Here is a 19,635-nt window from a genome sequence, read left to right as displayed (position 1 = left end):
GAGAGTGGGACAGAAATCGGTAATTCGTTAGAATTCGATTTCGTCGTCCCACCTCCGCACAGTTGAGTAGGGCTGTAAAAGCTGATGAAATCAGCGTAGTAGAGCCCACTCAACCACTGCGTCTTGCTCGACAATCCAAAGACAATTGAGAGGCTAGGACTTTTGTCCCAGCCTTCTTTTCTTGTCTTAAAAAAACCAGCTAGTAAGCTGGCTTTTGTTTTCTTATGAGCGTCCTAAGATTCGTTTGATCAGGGACAAGGCTTTGAATTTCAGAGGATTTGGGTAATAACGGAAGGTTCCCATCTTACGGACGATGTAGCCATTGAAGTTCTGTTTGAAACGAAGAACGCCGTCTGAGCCATCGAAGACCCCTTGAATACCAAGGAAATTGTATAAGGTGATTCCTTTTTCTAATGCACGCTTCATGGCATGGTATTGAATCAAGAAGGCTGCAGAAAATTTTTGGTATTTGGTATACGAACCACCAAACAAATAGGTCACTTCTGATGGATTATAGATGATTAGGGCACAGGCCAAGGGCACTGTTTCAACTGTTTCGTCAGCCAAGGTCTCCCGGACAATTGTCTTTTGTTTCTCTAATTTTTGCAGCTGTTGCTCATATTGTTTGGATGAAGGATTGAGCAAGGAAATCTTCTTGTCTAAATAAGCGAGTGCATCAGCTGTATTGATTTCAGCAATGAGAAATTCTGCCTTGTCTCCAAAGGTATCATAGAGATCGTAGTAGTAGTCTAGGCTCTTGTCTTCAAAGCCTTGACGTTTTCCAGTTTCCTCAATAATTTGTTTAAACTGAGGGATTTCCTCTCTCCTAATATTTCGAATGGAAATATCATAGTTGAGGGCAGTCGTAATATTCCGGCTACAGTTTTTGTTGAAGGATTTTAGGAGAGATTTGGTATCAAAATCGGTGAGGTCCTTCAGATAATGCCAAACAGGCTCTCCTCCAGGATAGCCAACTTGTAAGCCATCAAATTGATAGCCAAGATCCAGTAATGATTGGAGAAGCTGTTTTTGCTCTTCTTCAGTCGGATTGCCATTGCTATCGAATACTTGATAGTGGTCATAGGGTTTTAAAATGAATTCGATCCCACCGTTTTCTTTTACATAAGCCTGTACTGCTTTGTAAAAATCTGGTAGGTAACGAGTATCCGTAACGATTGGCCCACTATTGATTTCGTAATGCAGGCCTCCCGTCATAGGTAGGCTGTATAAAATGGCAGAGATAGCTAATGTTCCTTGCTCTTCCCATCCAATATAATGAATAGTTGCGCCTCTTTTATGAAGCAAATCAGCCATTTCAATACTCTGTAAAAAAGAGTGATTGGAAGTAGTAAGAGAGTGTTGGTAAAAATCTTCCCTACTAATAATCTTGAATGTCATAGGTCACCTTACTGTTTATTTCTTAGTTTTTTTCGTAACTGATAGGCCTTGTTAACAAGGGGATAAAGCATGCTAGTTGGGAGGTTGAATTCACCAACAAATTCTTCGATCATTGGATTAAATTTTGACTTGAAGTGGTAGAGTCCTCCATCTAACTGGTTCTCAACTCCTCCCATATTTTGCCAAGTAGCTCCACGGTCAAAGGCATGCTGGGCTGTTTCATACCAAGTCAAAATAGCTGGTTGATAGCGGCGGAAGTTCTCATCCATTCCTGCATAGACATTCTCTGAAGTGGCTCCAAATTCAAGAGTTAAGGTTCCAGAAAGAGAAACAATCTCTTGGCCTGCTTTTATCTCTTGATGGAGAAATTGGATTTCTTCTTCCAAACGTTCTTTTTCTTGACGGTTATTGTCAATCTTGCCTGGTTTTGTTTTCTCGTTAAAACGACTAGCTTCGGCTTGATTTTTTTCCAGCTGTTCTTTGAGTGAAGCAAGACGTTGGGCCAAGTTAATTCTTGATAGAGTGATGTACGATTGTCCTGCATAGGTTGTTAGCAGTTTCTCATAATAGTCTCTTCTACGAAGATGGATGCCTTTTCGAGCTTCTGTCTTTTTCATCAGAGCTGCAAATTCGTCTAAGAGTTCAGTGCCTCCAAAGATGACTTCAACTCCTTTATTTCGAGCAGTCCGAATGGCTTGCTTGGTGGATTTGGACAGTTGGTCCTCAGTGAAGTATTCCTTGTAGATATTGGCCTGGAAACGTGGTTGAATGGTTTCTCCCATGTCTTCTGTCCGTCCAACCCATTCCACTCCACATTCTTTTAAGGATTGGATAATCGCCAAAGTAGCCTCTTGATCTTTTACTTCTCGGCCGATTAATCCTTTTCTTAGGAAAAGAGAGGGATCAAACTTGGCGAAGACAGCACGCTTGCTTTTAGCATATGTTTTGATGGATTGGAGCATGAAGGCTACTAATTCGCTGTTTTGATAATCCATAATAGGTCCACGTGGGATATAGAGCATGGTAAAACCAAGAGGAAGTGGCTGGATTAAAATACTTGCGACAGCGACTAGTTTGTGATCTTGGTAAATGCCAAGGCGCTCATTGCCCCAGTTGTCTTTGATCTTTGCCCAATCGGAGCTCTGAAGCAAATTGGTTTGGGGGCTAGTTTTAACGAATTCATCATGTTCTTCGGCAGTAATGCCGATTTTGTATGTATACATTAATGGAGTACCCACTTTCTAAGGGCGTAAGCAACACCCGACTCATCGTTGGATCGCGTAACAACTTTCGCAATCTTTTTTAATTCAGGACTAGCATTGTCCATCGCGACTGGGAGACCAGCAACCTCTAGCATGGCCTGATCGTTTTCTTGATCGCCGACCGCCATCACCTGGTCTGGACTTAGGTTTAACTTGGACGCTAAGTGTAAGAGGGCCTGACCCTTATCAACTGTTTTAGGCAAAATCTCAAGGTAAAAAGGTGCAGAACGCACAATCGTAAAACGGTCGTAAAAACTATCTGGTATAGAGGAGATGATTCTTTCTAAGACTTCCGGTTCATCGACATACATACATTTGAGCACCGTATGATGCTCCATTTCTTCCGGAGTGCGGTAGAAAAGATCCGAGTGGACCAATTTGGCTTCACGGACAGTATAGCTACCAATGTTACGATTAGCTGTATAAATGCCAGACTTGGTACTAGCGTGCATAGGAACCGCTAATTTACGAGCTAGCGCTTCAATGTCTAAATAGTCATTGTAGGAGAGGTGTTCTTCATAGAGCGTTTCGCCAGTATGGGCGTCTTGAATCAGTCCTCCATTGAAGGTGATGACCAGGTCACCTGGTTGATCCAAATGAAGTTCTTCTAACAATCGAAGGACACCAGAACGAGGACGACCAGTTGCTAAGACAACATGGACCCCTTGAGCTTTGGCATCTTGGATGGCTTGAAAAACTTCGGGGGTTATTTGGCCGTCAGATGTTAAAAGAGTCCCATCGATATCAAGTGCAACAAGTTTAATGTTCATCTTTTTCTCCTGTGAAGGTATCGTTAACAATATAGGACTGGAATAATTGTAGTTGAGGTGTAAACAAGCTATTTTCAAGCAACATTTCTTTTGGGAAATAGAAGCGGTTATCCCCTTGTCTGCTACCGGCTAAGGAAGCAACGATAGGAGAGAGAAGGGATAGTTCAGCTAAATTTCCATCCTTCTGGATGATCTCAATTTGAGTACGAGGTTTTTCTGAATCTGGTCGGTAAACGTCGTAAGGAAGGTCAAAGTTTCGATGAATAGCCGTATAATAGGTTGGATCAAAACCGACCTCTTGAATCAGTTGTTTGAGAGCAACTAATTGTTCTTCATTCTTATCTTGAAAGAGAATGGATTTGAAAACCTTGCGATTGATAAAACGCTGGGCCAAATCAGAGAGTACGGAGTCAGGACTCTCCATCCAAGATTGAAAGTAGGTATTCATAACGCCGTCGTCCAAAGCCAAGTAATCGGCTAGGCTAACTTGGTGTTCAAAAAATGGAATCAGTCGAGGAGAAGTCGCTCGAAAGAACTCTTTATGCGCAAGGTAGAGATGACGTGCCCGCTTGAGCAGGTTCTGCAATAGGACTTCCATTGCTCTGGTGGCTGGATGAAAGTAGACCTGCATATACATTTGATAGCGAGAAACAACATAATCTTCAACCGCATGCATCCCATTGACCTGAAAAGCAATTCCGTTTTCTACTGGGCGAATGACACGCAATATACGAGTTAAATCAAAATTTCCGTAAGAAGCACCAGTGAAGTAGGCGTCTCGTAGAAGGTAATCCATGCGATCGACATCAATCTGACTAGAGATTAACTGCACCACCTGTTTATTAGGGTAGGTGTGGTCGATAACACTGGCTACCTTTTGAGGGAAGTCTGGTGCTACTTGAATTAATACCTGGTAGATTTCTGTTTCAGGACAGGTAATAATTTCCTGGGTCATTTTTTCATGATCTGTATCAAATAGCCCTTCAAAGGTATGCGAATAAGCACCGTGTCCGATATCATGGAGCAAGGCGGCAACCATGGTGAGAAGGGATTCGCTTGAGTCCCATTGGTCGGTGTATTTCTCATCAAAGATTGATAGGATGCGCCGAGCAATTTCATAGGCTCCTAGACAGTGCGAAAAACGACTATGCTCGCCCCCATGAAAGGTAAACCCAGAGGTTCCTAACTGTTTGATGCGACGTAGTCGTTGAAATTCTTTTGTATTAATGAGCTTGTAAATGACTGGGTGATCCACGTGAATATAGTTGTGCACAGGATCCCGAAATACTTTTTCATTCATGCCTCTATTATAGCAGAAAACGGCCTAAATTGGTATCGAGAGATGGTTGCAATAGCAAAAAGAAAGAAGTTTTTGGTAAAATAAAGGAAAGAGGGAAAGGATGGGAACTTTTGAAGATTAGAATACAAAATCAGATTCAATTTGATGATCAAGTGGAAGTGATGGACCAATATTACGAAGGGGAATGGAAGGAAAGAGGCGGCTATCACTATCTGCTTTACGTTAACGAAGAAGGCGAAAAAGTCGCTTTGAAATTTCATGATCAAGAATTGACCATGACGCGCTTTTCAACGCCAAAATCCATCATGAAATTTATAGCTTCAGAGAAAGGTCATGCGCTCATTCCAACTCCCCTAGGCATGCAGCAGTTTGTGATTGATACTCAGGAATATAGATTGGAGCAAAATAGGCTTGGTTTGTCCTATCAGTTGTTAACGGCAGACGGAAGTCAACAGTTTGCGACCTATCGATTAGAAGTGACATGGGAAGACTAGTTTATCAGTAGTTTTTCTTGATTTTTTTACGAGTTGTGGTATAATGAAACCACTCAAGGGAGTAGCTGGCGGTTAACCGCGATAGTGTCGTCATTACGAATTATTTCCGGCACTATATTAAACAGCGAGACTTTTTTTTAAAAAAAACAGGTCTCTTTTTTTGTAAAAAGAGGCCAAAAAGGAGGAGACTGTTTTGTCAAAAGAACAAAATAAAGACTTGTTTTACACACAGACCTCAGAAGAAGTCCTAAAGAACTTGGACTCATCCGTTGAAGGTTTGTCAACTGCCCAGGCTCAAGAACGCTTAGTGACTTATGGTCGCAATGAGTTGGAAGAGGGCGAAAAACGGAGCCTACTAGCTAAATTCCTTGATCAATTTAAGGATTTGATGATTATCATCTTGCTTGCGGCAGCGGCACTTTCTGTGATTACAGAAGGAATGGACGGTCTAACGGATGCCATTATCATCTTGGCCGTTGTTGTCTTGAATGCTGCCTTTGGGGTTTACCAAGAAGGGCAAGCAGAAGCAGCCATTGAAGCTCTGAAAAATATGTCTAGCCCGATGGCCCGTGTTCGTCGTGATGGTCATGTGATTGAGATTGACTCAAAAGAATTGGTACCTGGAGATATCGTCTTGCTTGAAGCGGGAGATGTCGTGCCTGCAGATATGCGTTTGTTTGAAGCAGCTTCTCTTAAAATAGAAGAAGCAGCACTTACAGGGGAGTCTGTCCCAGTTGAAAAAGATGTGACAGGACTTGTTGAAGCAGATGCTGGTATCGGGGATCGTGTTAACATGGGTTACCAAAACTCAAACGTAACTTACGGTCGTGGTATTGGTGTTGTGACTAACACTGGTATGTATACAGAAGTTGGTAAGATTGCAGATATGTTGGCTAATGCCGACGAGACAGAGACACCATTGAAGCAAAGCCTGGAACAATTATCTAAGGCCTTGACTTACTTAATCATTGTGATTGCAGTGATTACCTTCTTGGTTGGAGTCTTTGTTCGTGGTGAACATCCATTAGAAGGCTTGATGGTGGCGGTTGCCCTTGCAGTAGCGGCTATTCCAGAAGGGCTTCCTGCCATTGTAACTATCGTTCTATCTTTGGGAACTACAACCCTTGCAAAACGTAATTCGATTGTCCGCAAATTGCCAGCGGTTGAAACTCTTGGTTCAACAGAAATCATCGCATCTGATAAAACAGGTACCTTGACTATGAACCAAATGACGGTTGAAAAAGTTTATACCAATGGTCAATTGCAAAGTTCGGCATCTGAAATTGCTGCTAACAATAATACCCTCCGTATCATGAACTTTGCCAATGATACCAAGGTGGATCCATCTGGCAAATTGATCGGTGACCCTACTGAAACTGCTCTTGTACAGTTTGGTTTGGACCACAACTTTGATGTTCGTGAAGTCTTGAAGGATGAGCCACGTGTTGCTGAATTACCATTTGACTCAGACCGTAAGCTTATGTCGACTATCCATAAGGAAGCTGATGGTTCATACTTTATCGCTGTCAAGGGTGCGCCTGACCAATTGCTCAAGCGTGTGACACGTATTGAAGTAAATGGGGAAGTTCGCCCTATCACAGAAGAAGACAAGAAAGCTATCCTTGCAATCAACAAAGACTTGGCCAAACAAGCCCTTCGTGTCTTGATGATGGCTTATAAGACAAGCAAGGAAATCCCAACCTTGGAATCTGAAATTGTTGAGTCTGACCTCATCTTCTCTGGTTTGGTCGGCATGATTGACCCTGAGCGTCCAGAAGCTGCCGAAGCTGTACGTGTCGCTAAGGAAGCAGGTATCCGCCCAATCATGATCACAGGTGACCACCAAGATACAGCGGAAGCCATTGCCAAACGTCTTGGAATCATCGATCCAAATGATACAGAAGACCACGTCTTTACAGGAGCTGAGTTGAATGAACTCTCTGATGAAGAATTCCAAAAGGTCTTCAAGCAATACTCTGTTTACGCTCGTGTATCACCTGAGCACAAGGTTCGTATCGTGAAAGCATGGCAAAAAGAAGGTAAGGTTGTTGCTATGACAGGTGACGGGGTTAACGATGCGCCTTCACTTAAGACAGCTGACATCGGTATCGGTATGGGGATTACAGGTACAGAAGTTTCTAAGGGAGCTTCTGATATGGTCCTTGCTGATGATAACTTTGCAACCATTATCGTAGCGGTAGAAGAAGGACGTAAGGTCTTCTCCAATATCCAAAAATCTATCCAATACCTCTTGTCTGCCAATATGGCTGAAGTCTTCACCATCTTCTTTGCAACCCTCTTTGGTTGGGATGTGTTGCAACCAGTACATCTTCTCTGGATCAACTTGATAACCGACACGCTTCCAGCCATCGCTCTTGGTGTGGAACCAGCTGAGCCAGGTGTCATGACCCACAAACCTCGTGGCCGCAAATCTAATTTCTTTGACGGTGGGGTTTTCGGCGCTATCCTCTATCAAGGGATCTTCCAAACTATCTTGGTACTTGGTGTTTACGGTTGGGCTTTGATTTTTCCTGAACACTCTACCCGAGCAGAAATCCATGCAGATGCTTTGACCATGGCCTTTGCGACTCTTGGATTGATCCAATTACTCCATGCCTTTAACGTCAAGTCTGTTTACCAATCTATCTTTAAAGTGGGACTCTTCAAGAACAAGACCTTTAACTGGTCCATCCCAGTTGCCTTTATTCTCTTAATGGCGACGATTATGGTACCTGGATTCAATAAACTCTTCCACGTGTCTCATTTGAGCTTGACGCAATGGTTAGTTGTTGCTGTAGGTGCCCTTATGATTGTTGTTTTGGTTGAGATTGTCAAAGCCGTTCAACGTGCACTTGGTAAGGATAAAAACGCCATTTAAACGCGTATCAAAAGTCATCTTCGGATGGCTTTTTTGTGTGCAGAGATGTCTGGGCATATTTCTTGAGGCAAGACTGGATTTTTGATAAACTAGACAACAGTTTGAAGAAAGGAAACTTATATTATGAAAAAGTTTTTTGCTGAAGTAATCGGCACATATATGCTTGTCTTTATCGGGACTGGCGCAGTTGTTTTTGGAAATGGGACAGAAGGTCTTGGGCATTTAGGAATTGCCTTGGCATTTGGTTTGTCCATTGTTGCAGCTGCATACTCTATTGGGACTGTTTCTGGTGCTCACTTGAATCCTGCTGTTTCGATTGCTATGTTTGTCAACAAACGCTTGTCATCTAAAGACTTAGTCAACTACATTGTAGCGCAAGTAGTAGGAGCTTTCCTTGCGACTGCTTCTGTCTTCTTCCTTTTGTCTAATTCAGGGATGTCAACAGCTAGTCTTGGTGAAAATGCCTTGGCTAAAGGAGTAACTCCATTTGGCGGTTTCTTGTTTGAAGTGATTGCATCCTTTATCTTTATCTTGGTCATCATGACAGTGACATCAGCTTCTAAAGGAAACGGGAAGATTGCTGGTCTTGTCATCGGTTTGAGCTTGACCTTGATCATTCTTGTAGGTTTGAACATTACAGGTCTTTCTGTAAACCCAGCTCGTAGCTTGGCTCCTGCACTCTTTGTAGGTGGTGCAGCCCTCCAACAAATTTGGATCTTTATCCTTGCTCCAATCGTTGGTGGTGTCTTGGCAGCGCTTGTTGCAAAGAATCTCCTTGAAACTGAAGCTTAAGCTATTTTAACGAAAAAAAGATTTCGATTCCCTGTGGGGTCGAAATCTTTTTCTTTTTAGCAGTCAAGGATGGTTAAAGCCTGACGAAATTCGCTTGCTAACTGCTGTCTTTTGTATTGATGAAATTCAGGTAAGTCTTTCACAGCGTTGTAGCGTTTATGAAGACGATACATGTGAGGGATCTTGTACTGTGGATAGGCCTTGAAAAAGTCTTCTGTCAGTTGCCATTCTCGAATATAGCCAAGAGGCCGCATGTGATAATGGACGTTATCGATGGCTCTGGAAGGATGGCGATGATGCAAGTGTCCGAAGACGACATCAGCTACCTCGTGCTTTACAAAGAGATCGTGAAAAGCTTGACTACCTAAGAAGGCGTTGAATTTCTGAAAGTAGGGGTGACTAACGAGGAAGTCCTTGTGGGGGACAAAGTGAAGAGCGACGATGATTCTACCATCTAAAGAAGCGAGGACCTGATCCAATCGGAAGAGATCTTCTTGCGTGATGGTTGGATCATCTAAAGGACGTTCCAATCTTCGATCAAACCAGAAAGTATTCTTGGTACGCAGGTGGGCTTCCTTGCTCTTTTCAGGAACAAAGCTATAATCGTACCATCCAGCAAGAGATACTAAATGGCTGTCTCCAAAGGTCTGGACCTGAAAATCATACTGCTTGATTTCTTCTTCTGAAAGAGATAGCATATCGTGATTGCCCAGGTTAAAGGAGACAGGAAGCTGTCTTTGGAGGTCCTGAATGAAGGGAAGGCTTATCTGTTTAAAGTCATTAGAGATGTCTCCAGCTAGATGAAGATGATCAATCTGTTCTTCTTGTAGGACCTGCAGGAGTTGCATGCGTTCGGCCTCGCCAAACTGATTGGAATCCAGGTGCAGGTCACTCATAAAACCAATACGTGTCATATCACTAGTGTATCATAAGTTGATGAGAAAGAGAAAGGTAACCAACATGTAACAAATCTAACAATTATGTAACAAGGGAGGTGACAACGACCTGGTTTTATGCGATTTTTGTAGGGTAAACTATTCTTACTATCTCTTACTATGTGCAAATGACGGGGTTTGTGGTATAATAGACTGATACTTAGAAAGAGGTACTTATGGATATTTCAGAAATCCGTCAGAAAATTGACGCGAATCGTGAAAAATTAGCTTCTTTCAGGGGGTCTCTTTGACTTAGAGGGTCTGGAAGAAGAAATTGCCATTTTGGAAAACAAAATGACAGAACCTGATTTTTGGGATGATAATATTGCGGCGCAAAAGACATCCCAGGAATTAAATGAGTTGAAACAAACCTATGAGAATTTCCATCAAATGACAGACTTGTTTGATGAATCCGAAATCCTTCTTGAGTTTCTCTCAGAAGATGAATCCGTTCACGAAGAGCTAGAAGAGAAGTTGACAGAGTTGGATAAGATGATGACCAGTTATGAGATGACGCTTCTCTTATCAGAACCCTATGATAATAATAATGCAATCTTGGAAATCCATCCGGGATCTGGTGGTACTGAGGCTCAGGACTGGGGAGATATGCTTCTTCGGATGTATACCCGCTTCGGAAATGCTCATGGCTTCAAGGTGGAAGTCTTGGACTATCAGGCAGGAGACGAGGCTGGGATTAAATCTGTTACCTTGTCTTTTGAAGGACCGCATGCCTATGGCTTGTTGAAATCTGAAATGGGCGTTCACCGTTTGGTACGGATCTCGCCATTCGACTCAGCTAAACGTCGCCATACATCCTTCACATCAGTTGAAGTCATGCCAGAATTGGATGATACCATTGAAGTGGAAGTCCGAGATGATGATATCAAGATGGATACCTTCCGTTCGGGTGGAGCTGGTGGACAAAATGTCAACAAGGTTTCTACAGGTGTTCGTTTGACTCACATCCCAACAGGGATTGTAGTTGCTTCGACGGTTGACCGGACTCAGTACGGAAACCGTGACCGTGCAATGAAAATGTTGCAGGCGAAACTTTATCAATTGGAGCAAGAAAAGAAGGCAGCTGAAGTGGATTCCTTAAAGGGTGATAAAAAAGAAATCACCTGGGGAAGTCAGATTCGCTCTTACGTCTTTACACCATATACCATGGTGAAGGATCACCGTACAAGCTATGAAGTGGCCCAAGTTGATAAAGTAATGGACGGAGATATTGATGGCTTTATTGATGCCTATTTAAAATGGCGTCTCAATTAAAGTCCTCCTTCTATATAAAATGTGGAAAGGAATTTTCAATACATGTCAATGATTGAAATGAAAGATGTTGTCAAAAAGTATGACAACGGAACGACAGCTCTTCGAGGAGTGACCGTTCATATTGAACCAGGAGAATTTGCCTATATTGTAGGACCTTCTGGTGCAGGTAAATCAACCTTTATTCGCTTGCTTTACCGTGAGGTGAAGCATGATAAAGGTAGCTTGAAAGTTGCTGGTTTTGATTTAGATAAAATCAAAAAACGCGATATTCCGATGTTGCGTCGGAACGTTGGGGTAGTCTTCCAAGACTACAAATTGCTTCCTAAAAAGACCGTTTATGAAAATATTGCCTACGCAATGGAAGTAATCGGAGAGCGTCGTAGCAACATTAAAAAACGCGTTATGGAAGTTTTAGACCTTGTTGGTTTGAAACACAAGGTTCGTTCATTCCCAAATGAGCTTTCAGGTGGTGAGCAACAACGGATCGCTATCGCGCGTGCCATCGTCAACAATCCTAAAGTATTGATTGCGGACGAACCAACAGGGAACTTGGACCCAGATAACTCTTGGGAAATTATGAACCTCTTAGAGCGAATTAATTTGCAAGGTACCACTGTTTTGATGGCGACTCATAATAGCCAAATTGTAAATACACTTCGTCACCGTGTTATCGCCATTGAAAATGGCCGTGTTGTACGGGATGAAGCGGAAGGAGAGTACGGATACGATGATTAGAAGATTTTTCCGCCATCTCATTGAATCATTTAAAAGTTTAAAACGGAATGGCTGGATGACCATTGCTGCGGTTAGTTCGGTGATGATTACACTTGGACTTGTAGCGATTTTTGCCTCAGTTATTGCGAATACGATTAAGCTATCAGATGATATTCAAAATAGTGTACGGATTGTTGTCTATATGCGTAAGGATATCCAAGATCAAAGCCAGCAGATTGAAAAAGAAGGCCAGATGGTTGATAATGAGGACTACAAGAAAGTCTATAATGCGTTGACAGCCATGAAGAATGTTGATAAAGTTGAGTTCTCCAGCAAGGAAGAACAATATGAAAACTTGATCAAGACTGCCGGTAACAACTGGAAAATTTTTGACGGGGATGCCAATCCACTCTATGATGCCTATTTTGTAGAGACAACTGCTCCTAAGTATGTAAAAGAAGTTTCCAAGGCCGCTAAGAAAATCGAAGGGGTGTCTGAAGTAAAAGATGGGGGAGTTGATACTCAACGTCTCTTTGCTCTCGGGAACTTCATCCGTATTTGGGGCTTGATTGGTGCTGGTTTACTTATCTTTATCGCAGTCTTCTTGATTTCTAATACGATTCGGATTACCATTATTTCACGAAGTCGAGAAATCAAGATTATGCGTCTAGTAGGTGCTAAGAGTGGCTATATTCGTGCGCCATTCCTTCTGGAAGGTGCCTGGATTGGCTTGATTGGTGCAATCCCGCCAGCTCTCTTGCTTTATTATGTCTATAATATTGTCTACAAGTCTATGTACAATACCCTACAAGATCAGAAATTGTTCTTATATAGTCCAAACCTTCTTGTTCCGATTATGGTCGGAGGACTGTTTGGTCTCGGTATTTTAATTGGAGCACTTGGCTCATCTATTTCAATGAGACGTTTCTTAAAGATTTAAGATTATACAAAAAAGGAAGTTCAGATGAACTTCCTTTTTTATCGATTTCGAAAGAAGGGATTAAACATTTTTTCATGACCGATAGTGGTATCATTCCCATGTCCTGGGTATACTGCATAAGAGGATGGAAGAGTGAGCAATTGTGTCTCAATACTTTCAAGGAGTTGGGGACCGCTTCCTGTTGGCAAATCGGTCCGTCCAATGGTTTCTCGGAAAAGGGCATCTCCTGTCAAGACAAGGTGGTCATCAGGAAAGACCAAGGAGACCCCTCCGATGGAATGTCCTGGTGTGTGAAGAACATAAAAATGGAAGTTATTCAAATGATAATCTGTTCGGTATTCAAAATGCTCTTCGGCTGGCTGGCAGACCACATCCGTTAAATCAGAATGGCGGTCTAAACCAGAAAGATTGTCTACAGGACTTTGAAGCCAGGCTGCTTCATGAGCATCTACATAAACAGGTGGATGGCCATAAGTTTCCCGTACCTTCTCTAAACTCATGATATGGTCGTAGTGGGTATGGGTGAGGAGAATAGCAGCAATTGGTTTTGCGAGTTGATCGATGCGGCTGCGAATTTGTTCCCAAGCACTCCCGGGATCAACGACCAGAAGATAGTCCTCGTTTTCAAGCAAGTAGGTGTTTTCATAAGCGATGGGATTGACAATGCGGTGGATTTTCATAAGAGCTCCTTTCTCTATTAGTCTATCAAAAATATTGTAAAATAGCTGACTAAAACGCCTCTAGAAACCGAAGAATCGTCGCTTGGCTGGATTTGGTCCTTTCAATGTCATAAAATACCAAGCAAAGCGAGTCGGAAAATGATATAATTTTAAGTGCTATGACGACGAATGTTAAAAGAAAATATGCTGTCGTGGACCTAGAAGCGACCAGTGCAAGCAGCAATGCAAAAATTATTCAAATCGGGATTGTCATCATTCAAGATGGGCAGATTGTAGAGACCTATGAGACTGATGTCAATCCGCATGAGGAACTAGACGAACATATTCGTCAACTGACTGGGATTACCAATCAGCAACTCAGGAAGGCCCCTGACTTTTCACAGGTGGCCAGACAAGTATACGAACTGATTGAAGATGCTGTCTTTGTGGCTCATAATGTCAAATTTGATGCCAATCTCTTGGCAGAATCATTGTTTTGGGAAGGCTTTGAGCTCATAACCCCCCGGATCGATACGGTTGAATTGGCCCAAGTCTTTTTCCCAACATTAGAAAGATACAATTTAAGTAGCCTGTGTGAAGAATTGGCGATTCCTCTAGACCATGCTCACTCAGCTATTTCTGATGCGCAAGCAACCGCCCAGCTATTTCTTAAGCTTCGTGAAACGATTGCTTCCTTACCAAGGGAATTGGTGGAAACCTTGCTATCATTTTCTGATAATCTGATTTACGAGTCGAGACTCTTGATAGAGGATGCATTCGAGGATGCGGGAGCTTTTCATAAAGAGGACTTGACATCTCACCATGGGATTTTTCTTCGTAAGCCTCTGATCAAAAGAGATGCCAAGAATTTTTCTGATCAGTTTGATATTAATATCCAGTTAATGGGCATGGAACCCCGTCCCTTGCAACAAGAGTTTGCCCAGTCAATTGAAGAAAGTCTTCAGTCTTCAAGAGAAGTAGCAACCTTTATCGAGGGACCTACTGGGATTGGAAAAACCTATGGCTACCTCCTTCCCTTACTAGCGCATACAAAGGACCAGATTGTTGTCAGTGTTCCAACCAAGGTCTTACAAGACCAAATCATGCAACAGGAAGCTAAGATGATTGAGGACGTTTTTCAGACTTCTTTTCATAGCCTAAAGAGTCCTCAAAATTATCTAAAACTGGATGAGTTCTTTCGAATCTTGCATGAACCAGAGGAAAATCGCCTCTGGAATCGGTTCAAAATGCAATTGCTAGTCTGGCTGACCCAAACAAGGACGGGTGATCTAAACGAAGTGGGACAGCTCCATCGTTACGGGAATTTTGTTCAACGAATCCGTCATGACGGAAAGCTATCAAAAAAATCTTTATTTTACACAGAAGATTTTTGGCATCTCGGTCAAGAAAAAGCCAAAATGAGTCGGGTCTTGCTCACCAATCATGCCTATTTATTGACTCGATTAGAAGATGATCCTTCTCTAGTAGAAAATCGGACTCTAGTGGTGGATGAAGCACAAAAACTTTATTTTTCATTGGAGCAGTTTTCAAGGGCTTCCTTATCATTATCAGATTTCATGCTAGATCTGCAACGGGAGATAGAAATAGAAAAATCCTTGCTGAAACGACGGATCCTTGAGAGTCTCCAATTTGAATTGAATGCTCTACTCAAACATCTTGAATCGGGTAGCAGAAAGGTCGAACTAACACCGGAACAGGTGAAAAAAATTCGCCAGGATTTATCTGAACTAGATAGTCCAGTCTTGGCTGCATTAAAAACGGTCTTTGATCCTCGTTTTCAAATTTTTTGGATTGATCGTACACAAGAGAATCAGCATCCGATAATTCGCTTGCAGTCTGGAAGAGAGGGCTTGGTTTCCCTTCAAGACTTTATTCCAACAACTACCAGACTTCTCTTGGTCTCAGCTACCTTATCCATTAGTAAAAAGGTCAATCTAGCCTCGATTTTAGGAATTGAGAATTACCAATTCATTGGGAAAGAACTGTCCTATCATCAAGGGCAAACCATCTTCATCGATCGAGAATTTCCTGATTTGACCAATTTGACGCAAGAGGAATTAGCTAGCTCTTTAGCAAGTTATTTGGATGATCTAACAGCTACTGGCTTGCCTCTCTTTGCCTTGTTCACTTCCAAGGACTTGCTTTTAGCAACTTCTCAGCTGATGACAGTGGGGCATCTGGCTCAGTATAAGAATGGAGAAGCAGCAACTATTAAACGCCGATTTGATAGAGGGGAAGCTTCCGTCCTTTTAGGATCCGGTAGTTTTTGGGAAGGGGTCGATTTTGCCCAGCAAGCAAAAATCATTCAAGTCATTCCTCGCATTCCTTTTGATAATCCAAGTGATTTCTTTGTACAAAAGCTGCATGAAACCTTGCGCCTAGAAGGGAAAAATCCTTTCTATGATTATAGTTTGCCACTAGCTATCTTACGCTTGAAGCAGGCTCTTGGACGCTCGAGTCGTTCGAGCGAGCAAGAATCTCTGGTCATTTTATTAGATCAACGCTTATTAAATCGTCAATATGGTTCGCAGATTCAAGCTAGTTTAGAGAAAATAGCTCCTCTTGTCATTGCTAAGACAGGAGAAGTAAAAGAAGTTGTTGAACAATTTAGGAGTTAACATGAATCAAAAACCCAATGGAACTCAGTATGTTCCCGGTGTCTTGCTAGCCGCTCTCACAGCAGGACTATCTATGGTGTTAGGAAAAGCAGTACCTATCCTTGGCTCTAGTCTCTTTGCTATCCTATGTGGGATCCTCTTGAATGCTAGTCAACTCTTGCCTCAAAATAGCAGGCCGGGACTAGCCTATTCAGGGAAAAAACTCTTGCAATATTCCATTATCTTGATGGGCTTTACCATGTCCTTTCAAAAGGTGACCCAATTGGGCCTGTCTTCTTTGGTCATTAGTTTACCGACTATCAGTATTGCCTTTCTCTCTGCTTTTGCAATGGGCTACCTCTTAAAAGCTCCAAAGATCTTAACAGCCTTGGTTGGAATGGGGACAGCTATTTGTGGAGGTTCTGCAATCGCGGCAGCCTCTCCCGTTCTAGAAGCTGATGAAAATGACATCGCTCTGTCCATGTCGACAATCTTTTTCTTCAATATTCTAGCGGTTTTCCTCTTTCCTTTCTTTGGTCACCTCCTTGCTATGACGGATCGGCAATTTGGTTTTTGGGCAGGAACGGCCATTAATGATACCTCATCTGTTGTAGCGGCCGCATTTTCCTATAGTAAAGTAGCTGGTGAAGTGGCTACGGTTGTAAAGTTGACCCGAGCTCTGATGATTATTCCAATCTGTTTTGGGATGTTGGGACTAAAACTACTAGGACGGTCGAAACAGGATCGAGAAGGCAAGCAAGTGGCATTGAGTAAAATTGTTCCTTGGTTTATTTTTTACTTCCTTTTGGCTTCTTTAGTGACGTCCTTTGGCTGGTTTCCAAGTTCTTGGATTCCCTTCTGTAAATGGTTGTCACAATATTTGATGGCCATGGCCTTGGTTGGCATTGGAAGTCAAGTGTCTATTCAGGCCTTCCGTAAGCAGGGGGGTGCTCCTCTCCTCATCGGCCTTGTGGCCTGGCTAGCTGTATCCATTTCTAGTTTGCTACTTCAACACATTTTAGGAATCTAAATGAAAGGGAGATGAAATGAAGAGACGTCAGTCTTTCAAACTTAGAGGAGATTTCTCCTTGATCACCACTGTTTTGTTATTATTAGCATTTGGTGTGGTGGCAGTCTACATTGCAGTTTCGAATGATTATCCTGACTTGGTTTGGTCTATTTTAGGCCAACAGGTTGCCTGGATTGTTTTAGGATGTATGATTAGTTTTGTCGTTATGCTCTTTAATACAGAATTTTTATGGAAAGTAACGCCCTATTTGTATGTCTTTGGCTTGGTCTTAATGGTCTCGCCCCTTTATTTTTACAACCCAAACCTGGTTGCTTCGACCGGTTCTAAAAACTGGGTGGCCTACAAGGGGATCAGCCTTTTTCAGCCATCAGAGTTTATGAAAATTTCTTATATCTTGATGGTCTCTCGTGCGATTGTTCATTTTTTACGAAACAATAGGGAAGAAGATCGGACGCTAAAAAAAGACTTTTTTCTCATTCTCCAAATTGCTGCCTATACCATACCGGTCCTAGGGCTTCTAGCCTTTCAACATGATTTTGGAACCTCCTTGGTATTTATGGCTATCTTCTCTGGAGTAGTCCTTATTTCAGGGGTCTCTTGGAAAATCATTTTACCAGTCTTTTTGACCCTCGCAGGTGGAATTGCTCTCTTTTTGGCTGTCTTTCTATCCGACGGTGGGCGGGCCTTTCTCCATCAAACTCTGGGGATGCCCACCTATCAGATGAATCGCATTTTAGCCTGGTTGAATCCTTTTGATTATGCACAAACCATGACCTTCCAACAGGCTCAGGGACAGCTGGCCATTGCCAGCGGTGGTCTATTGGGGCAAGGTTTTAATGTATCTAATCTGTTAATCCCGGTCAGGGAGAGTGATATGATTTTTACTGTCATCGCGGAAGATTTTGGATTTGTAGGAGGACTGTGCCTCCTTCTCTTATACATGTTTCTAGTTTATAAGATGTTGCGCATTACCCTGAAATCCAATAATCAATTTTACACCTATATCTCAACTGGTTTCATCATGATGTTGGTCTTCCACATATTTGAGAATATTGGGGCTGTAACTGGGATCTTGCCTCTCACTGGAATTCCCTTGCCTTTTATCTCACAAGGAGGATCCGCTATTGTGAGTAACCTTATTGGGATTGGCTTATTGTTATCCATGAGCCATCAAAATAGAGTGAGTGAAGAACGGAAAAAAGAAAGTCGACTATTGAGACAGAAACAATTGAGTCGACTACACGAGAAAGGAATAATTTGATATGACAAAAGTAGCAGTGATGTTAGCAAATGGTTTCGAGGAAATCGAAGCCTTGACCGTTGTCGATGTCTTGCGAAGAGCAGCAATCGAGTGTTTGATGGTTGGATTTGATCCAGAAGTGACAGGTTCCCATGGGATCACAGTGAAGGTTGATGAGGTCTGGTCCGGTTCGTTGGATCATTTTGATGGCATTGTCCTTCCAGGAGGGATGCCGGGAGCAGTAAATCTACGCGACCATGAGGGCTTGATTCAGTCTTTAAAAGAAGCCCATGAACAAGGAAAAAGTCTAGCAGCTATTTGTGCAGCTCCGATTGTGTTGGATCGAGCTGGACTACTTGATGAAAAACGCTATACCTGCTATGATGGCTTCGAAAAAGAAATTGGAAGAGAGCATTATGTGAAGGAAGCAGTGGTTCAGGATGGTCACATCTTGACCAGTCGGGGTCCTGCGACAGCACTTGCTTTTTCCTATGCCCTGGTCAACCATTTTGGGGGAGATGCCACAGCATTGAGAGAAGGGATGCTCTATCAAGATGTTTTTGGAACATCGGCCCCTTAGTTGTTGAGAAGAAAAATGAAGGTAGGAAAATTCCTGTCTTCATTTTTTTATAGGCTAGTTTTGTCGAAATATAAATGCTTTTGAATGAAAGTAAAACAGGTGGGAGATGACTGTAAAAAAACCTTGAAAACATTGACTTTACAAGCAATTTTTTGAAAATTATGGTATAATTGTAGCTATGGATTATCATGATTTTATATGGGATCTTGGTGGGACTTTATTGGACAATTATGAGACCTCTACAAAAGCTTTTGTAGCGACCTTACAGTATTTCCAAAGGGAGGCTGATCATGATTCCGTTTATGCAGCTTTAAAGATTTCCACGGATTATGCTGTTCAGCAGTTTGCCTCAGACCTTCCAGACTTTTTGGGAGAGTATAAACAGCGAGAGAAAGAAGCTCTTGAAATCCCCTGCTTATTCGAGGGGACTGAGGAGTTATTGCATCGTCTGACAGCACTCGGAGCCCGTCATTTTTTGGTTTCTCACCGTGACCATCACGTAGAGACCATCCTAGAAAAAACAGGGATTCGTCATTACTTTACAGAAGTTGTGACAGCTGATGATGGTTTTCCACGTAAACCAGATCCTACGTCCATGTTGTATCTAAAAGACAAGTATGCGATTGAGTCTGGCTTGGTGATTGGAGATCGCCCGATCGATATCGAAGCTGGTCAGAGAGCTGGCATGGCGACCTATTTGTTTGACTCAATGGATCAATTAAGTGCCTATATTTTTAATTAGAAAAGGGAAAG

General features: G+C 42.4%; 17 protein-coding genes. 11 read left to right on the top strand and 6 right to left on the bottom strand.

The genetic code is table 11. From position 1 onward, the window contains the following. Positions 1 to 222: 222 nt before the first annotated feature. From I2D56_RS08355 to I2D56_RS08340, 4 genes are read right to left on the bottom strand one after another with little or no spacing between them, the layout of a single operon-like run. The gene (locus I2D56_RS08355) at positions 223 to 1,398 is read right to left on the bottom strand and encodes an aminoacyltransferase (protein ID WP_195348353.1); all 1,176 of its coding nucleotides are present in this window, start codon (positions 1,396 to 1,398) and stop codon (positions 223 to 225) included. A gap of 8 nt (positions 1,399 to 1,406) precedes the next feature. Then, positions 1,407 to 2,621 (bottom strand): aminoacyltransferase, encoded by a 1,215-nt coding sequence (locus I2D56_RS08350; RefSeq protein ID WP_195348352.1) that lies wholly within the window; start codon positions 2,619 to 2,621, stop codon positions 1,407 to 1,409. After that, positions 2,621 to 3,430 (bottom strand): sugar-phosphatase, encoded by an 810-nt coding sequence (gene yidA, locus I2D56_RS08345; protein WP_195348351.1) that lies wholly within the window; start codon positions 3,428 to 3,430, stop codon positions 2,621 to 2,623. Before yidA ends, I2D56_RS08350 begins: the two co-directional genes overlap by 1 nt. Then, positions 3,420 to 4,730, bottom strand: a complete 1,311-nt coding sequence (locus tag I2D56_RS08340) for an HD domain-containing protein (RefSeq protein ID WP_195348350.1) — start codon at positions 4,728 to 4,730, stop codon at positions 3,420 to 3,422. The genes yidA and I2D56_RS08340 overlap by 11 nt, the downstream gene beginning before the upstream one ends. A 110-nt stretch (positions 4,731 to 4,840) precedes the next feature. On the opposite strand from I2D56_RS08340, the gene I2D56_RS08335 reads away from it, so the two are divergent. From I2D56_RS08335 to I2D56_RS08325, 3 genes are all read left to right on the top strand, one after another. Beyond that, a complete protein-coding gene (locus tag I2D56_RS08335) occupies positions 4,841 to 5,224 on the top strand; it encodes a DUF1934 domain-containing protein (protein WP_129821899.1) in 384 nt (127 codons plus the stop codon). A gap of 193 nt (positions 5,225 to 5,417) precedes the next feature. Beyond that, positions 5,418 to 8,102 carry a cation-translocating P-type ATPase gene (locus I2D56_RS08330; protein WP_129821900.1) on the top strand — a complete coding sequence of 895 codons (2,685 nt, stop codon included), beginning with the start codon at positions 5,418 to 5,420 and terminating at the stop codon, positions 8,100 to 8,102. A gap of 123 nt (positions 8,103 to 8,225) precedes the next feature. Then, on the top strand, positions 8,226 to 8,894 hold the full coding sequence (locus tag I2D56_RS08325; RefSeq protein WP_129821901.1) for an MIP/aquaporin family protein: 669 nt from the start codon (positions 8,226 to 8,228) through the stop codon (positions 8,892 to 8,894). Positions 8,895 to 8,950: 56 nt separating this feature from the next. On the opposite strand, the gene I2D56_RS08320 is transcribed toward I2D56_RS08325, so the two are convergent. Further along, positions 8,951 to 9,808, bottom strand: coding sequence for a metallophosphoesterase (locus I2D56_RS08320; RefSeq protein WP_129821902.1), 858 nt, complete (start codon positions 9,806 to 9,808; stop codon positions 8,951 to 8,953). Between the two features lie 197 nt (positions 9,809 to 10,005). Between I2D56_RS08320 and prfB the strand changes: the two genes are divergently transcribed. The 3 genes from prfB (at position 10,006) to ftsX (ending at position 12,755) form a co-directional block, all read left to right on the top strand. Further along, positions 10,006 to 11,101, top strand: a protein-coding gene (gene prfB / locus I2D56_RS08315) for a peptide chain release factor 2 (protein ID WP_129821903.1) whose coding sequence is annotated in 2 segments (ribosomal slippage) — positions 10,006 to 10,077 and positions 10,079 to 11,101 — 1,095 coding nt in all. Because the reading frame shifts where the segments join, the coding sequence is not laid out codon by codon here. A 42-nt stretch (positions 11,102 to 11,143) separates the two neighbouring features. Beyond that, positions 11,144 to 11,836 carry a cell division ATP-binding protein FtsE gene (gene ftsE, locus I2D56_RS08310; protein ID WP_195348349.1) on the top strand — a complete coding sequence of 231 codons (693 nt, stop codon included), beginning with the start codon at positions 11,144 to 11,146 and terminating at the stop codon, positions 11,834 to 11,836. Then, positions 11,829 to 12,755: a permease-like cell division protein FtsX gene (gene ftsX / locus I2D56_RS08305; RefSeq protein ID WP_195348348.1), complete on the top strand. Its 927-nt coding sequence runs from the start codon at positions 11,829 to 11,831 to the stop codon at positions 12,753 to 12,755. The genes ftsE and ftsX overlap by 8 nt, the downstream gene beginning before the upstream one ends. Positions 12,756 to 12,793: 38 nt before the next feature. On the opposite strand, the gene I2D56_RS08300 is transcribed toward ftsX, so the two are convergent. After that, positions 12,794 to 13,435, bottom strand: a complete 642-nt coding sequence (locus I2D56_RS08300) for an MBL fold metallo-hydrolase (protein ID WP_195348347.1) — start codon at positions 13,433 to 13,435, stop codon at positions 12,794 to 12,796. 158 nt (positions 13,436 to 13,593) lie between these two features. Between I2D56_RS08300 and I2D56_RS08295 the strand changes: the two genes are divergently transcribed. From I2D56_RS08295 to I2D56_RS08275, 5 genes are all read left to right on the top strand, one after another. After that, complete coding sequence (locus I2D56_RS08295; protein WP_195348346.1) at positions 13,594 to 16,053, top strand: bifunctional DnaQ family exonuclease/ATP-dependent helicase; 2,460 nt, start codon at positions 13,594 to 13,596, stop codon at positions 16,051 to 16,053. Position 16,054: 1 nt separating this feature from the next. Further along, positions 16,055 to 17,062: a YeiH family protein gene (locus I2D56_RS08290; RefSeq protein WP_195348345.1), complete on the top strand. Its 1,008-nt coding sequence runs from the start codon at positions 16,055 to 16,057 to the stop codon at positions 17,060 to 17,062. Positions 17,063 to 17,078: 16 nt separating this feature from the next. After that, the gene (locus I2D56_RS08285; protein WP_195348344.1) at positions 17,079 to 18,323 is read left to right on the top strand and encodes an FtsW/RodA/SpoVE family cell cycle protein; all 1,245 of its coding nucleotides are present in this window, start codon (positions 17,079 to 17,081) and stop codon (positions 18,321 to 18,323) included. A 1-nt stretch (position 18,324) separates the two neighbouring features. Next, complete coding sequence (locus I2D56_RS08280) at positions 18,325 to 18,882, top strand: DJ-1 family glyoxalase III (protein WP_195348343.1); 558 nt, start codon at positions 18,325 to 18,327, stop codon at positions 18,880 to 18,882. A 178-nt stretch (positions 18,883 to 19,060) separates the two neighbouring features. Next, positions 19,061 to 19,624 (top strand): HAD-IA family hydrolase, encoded by a 564-nt coding sequence (locus I2D56_RS08275; RefSeq protein ID WP_229050204.1) that lies wholly within the window; start codon positions 19,061 to 19,063, stop codon positions 19,622 to 19,624. Positions 19,625 to 19,635: the final 11 nt, after the last annotated feature.

The sequence above is a fragment of the Streptococcus australis genome (assembly GCF_015553625.1).
Lineage (GTDB): Bacteria > Bacillota > Bacilli > Lactobacillales > Streptococcaceae > Streptococcus > Streptococcus australis_B.
The sequence above is the reverse complement of the archived record's forward strand: the minus strand, read 5'-3'. Positions and strand labels throughout refer to the sequence as shown.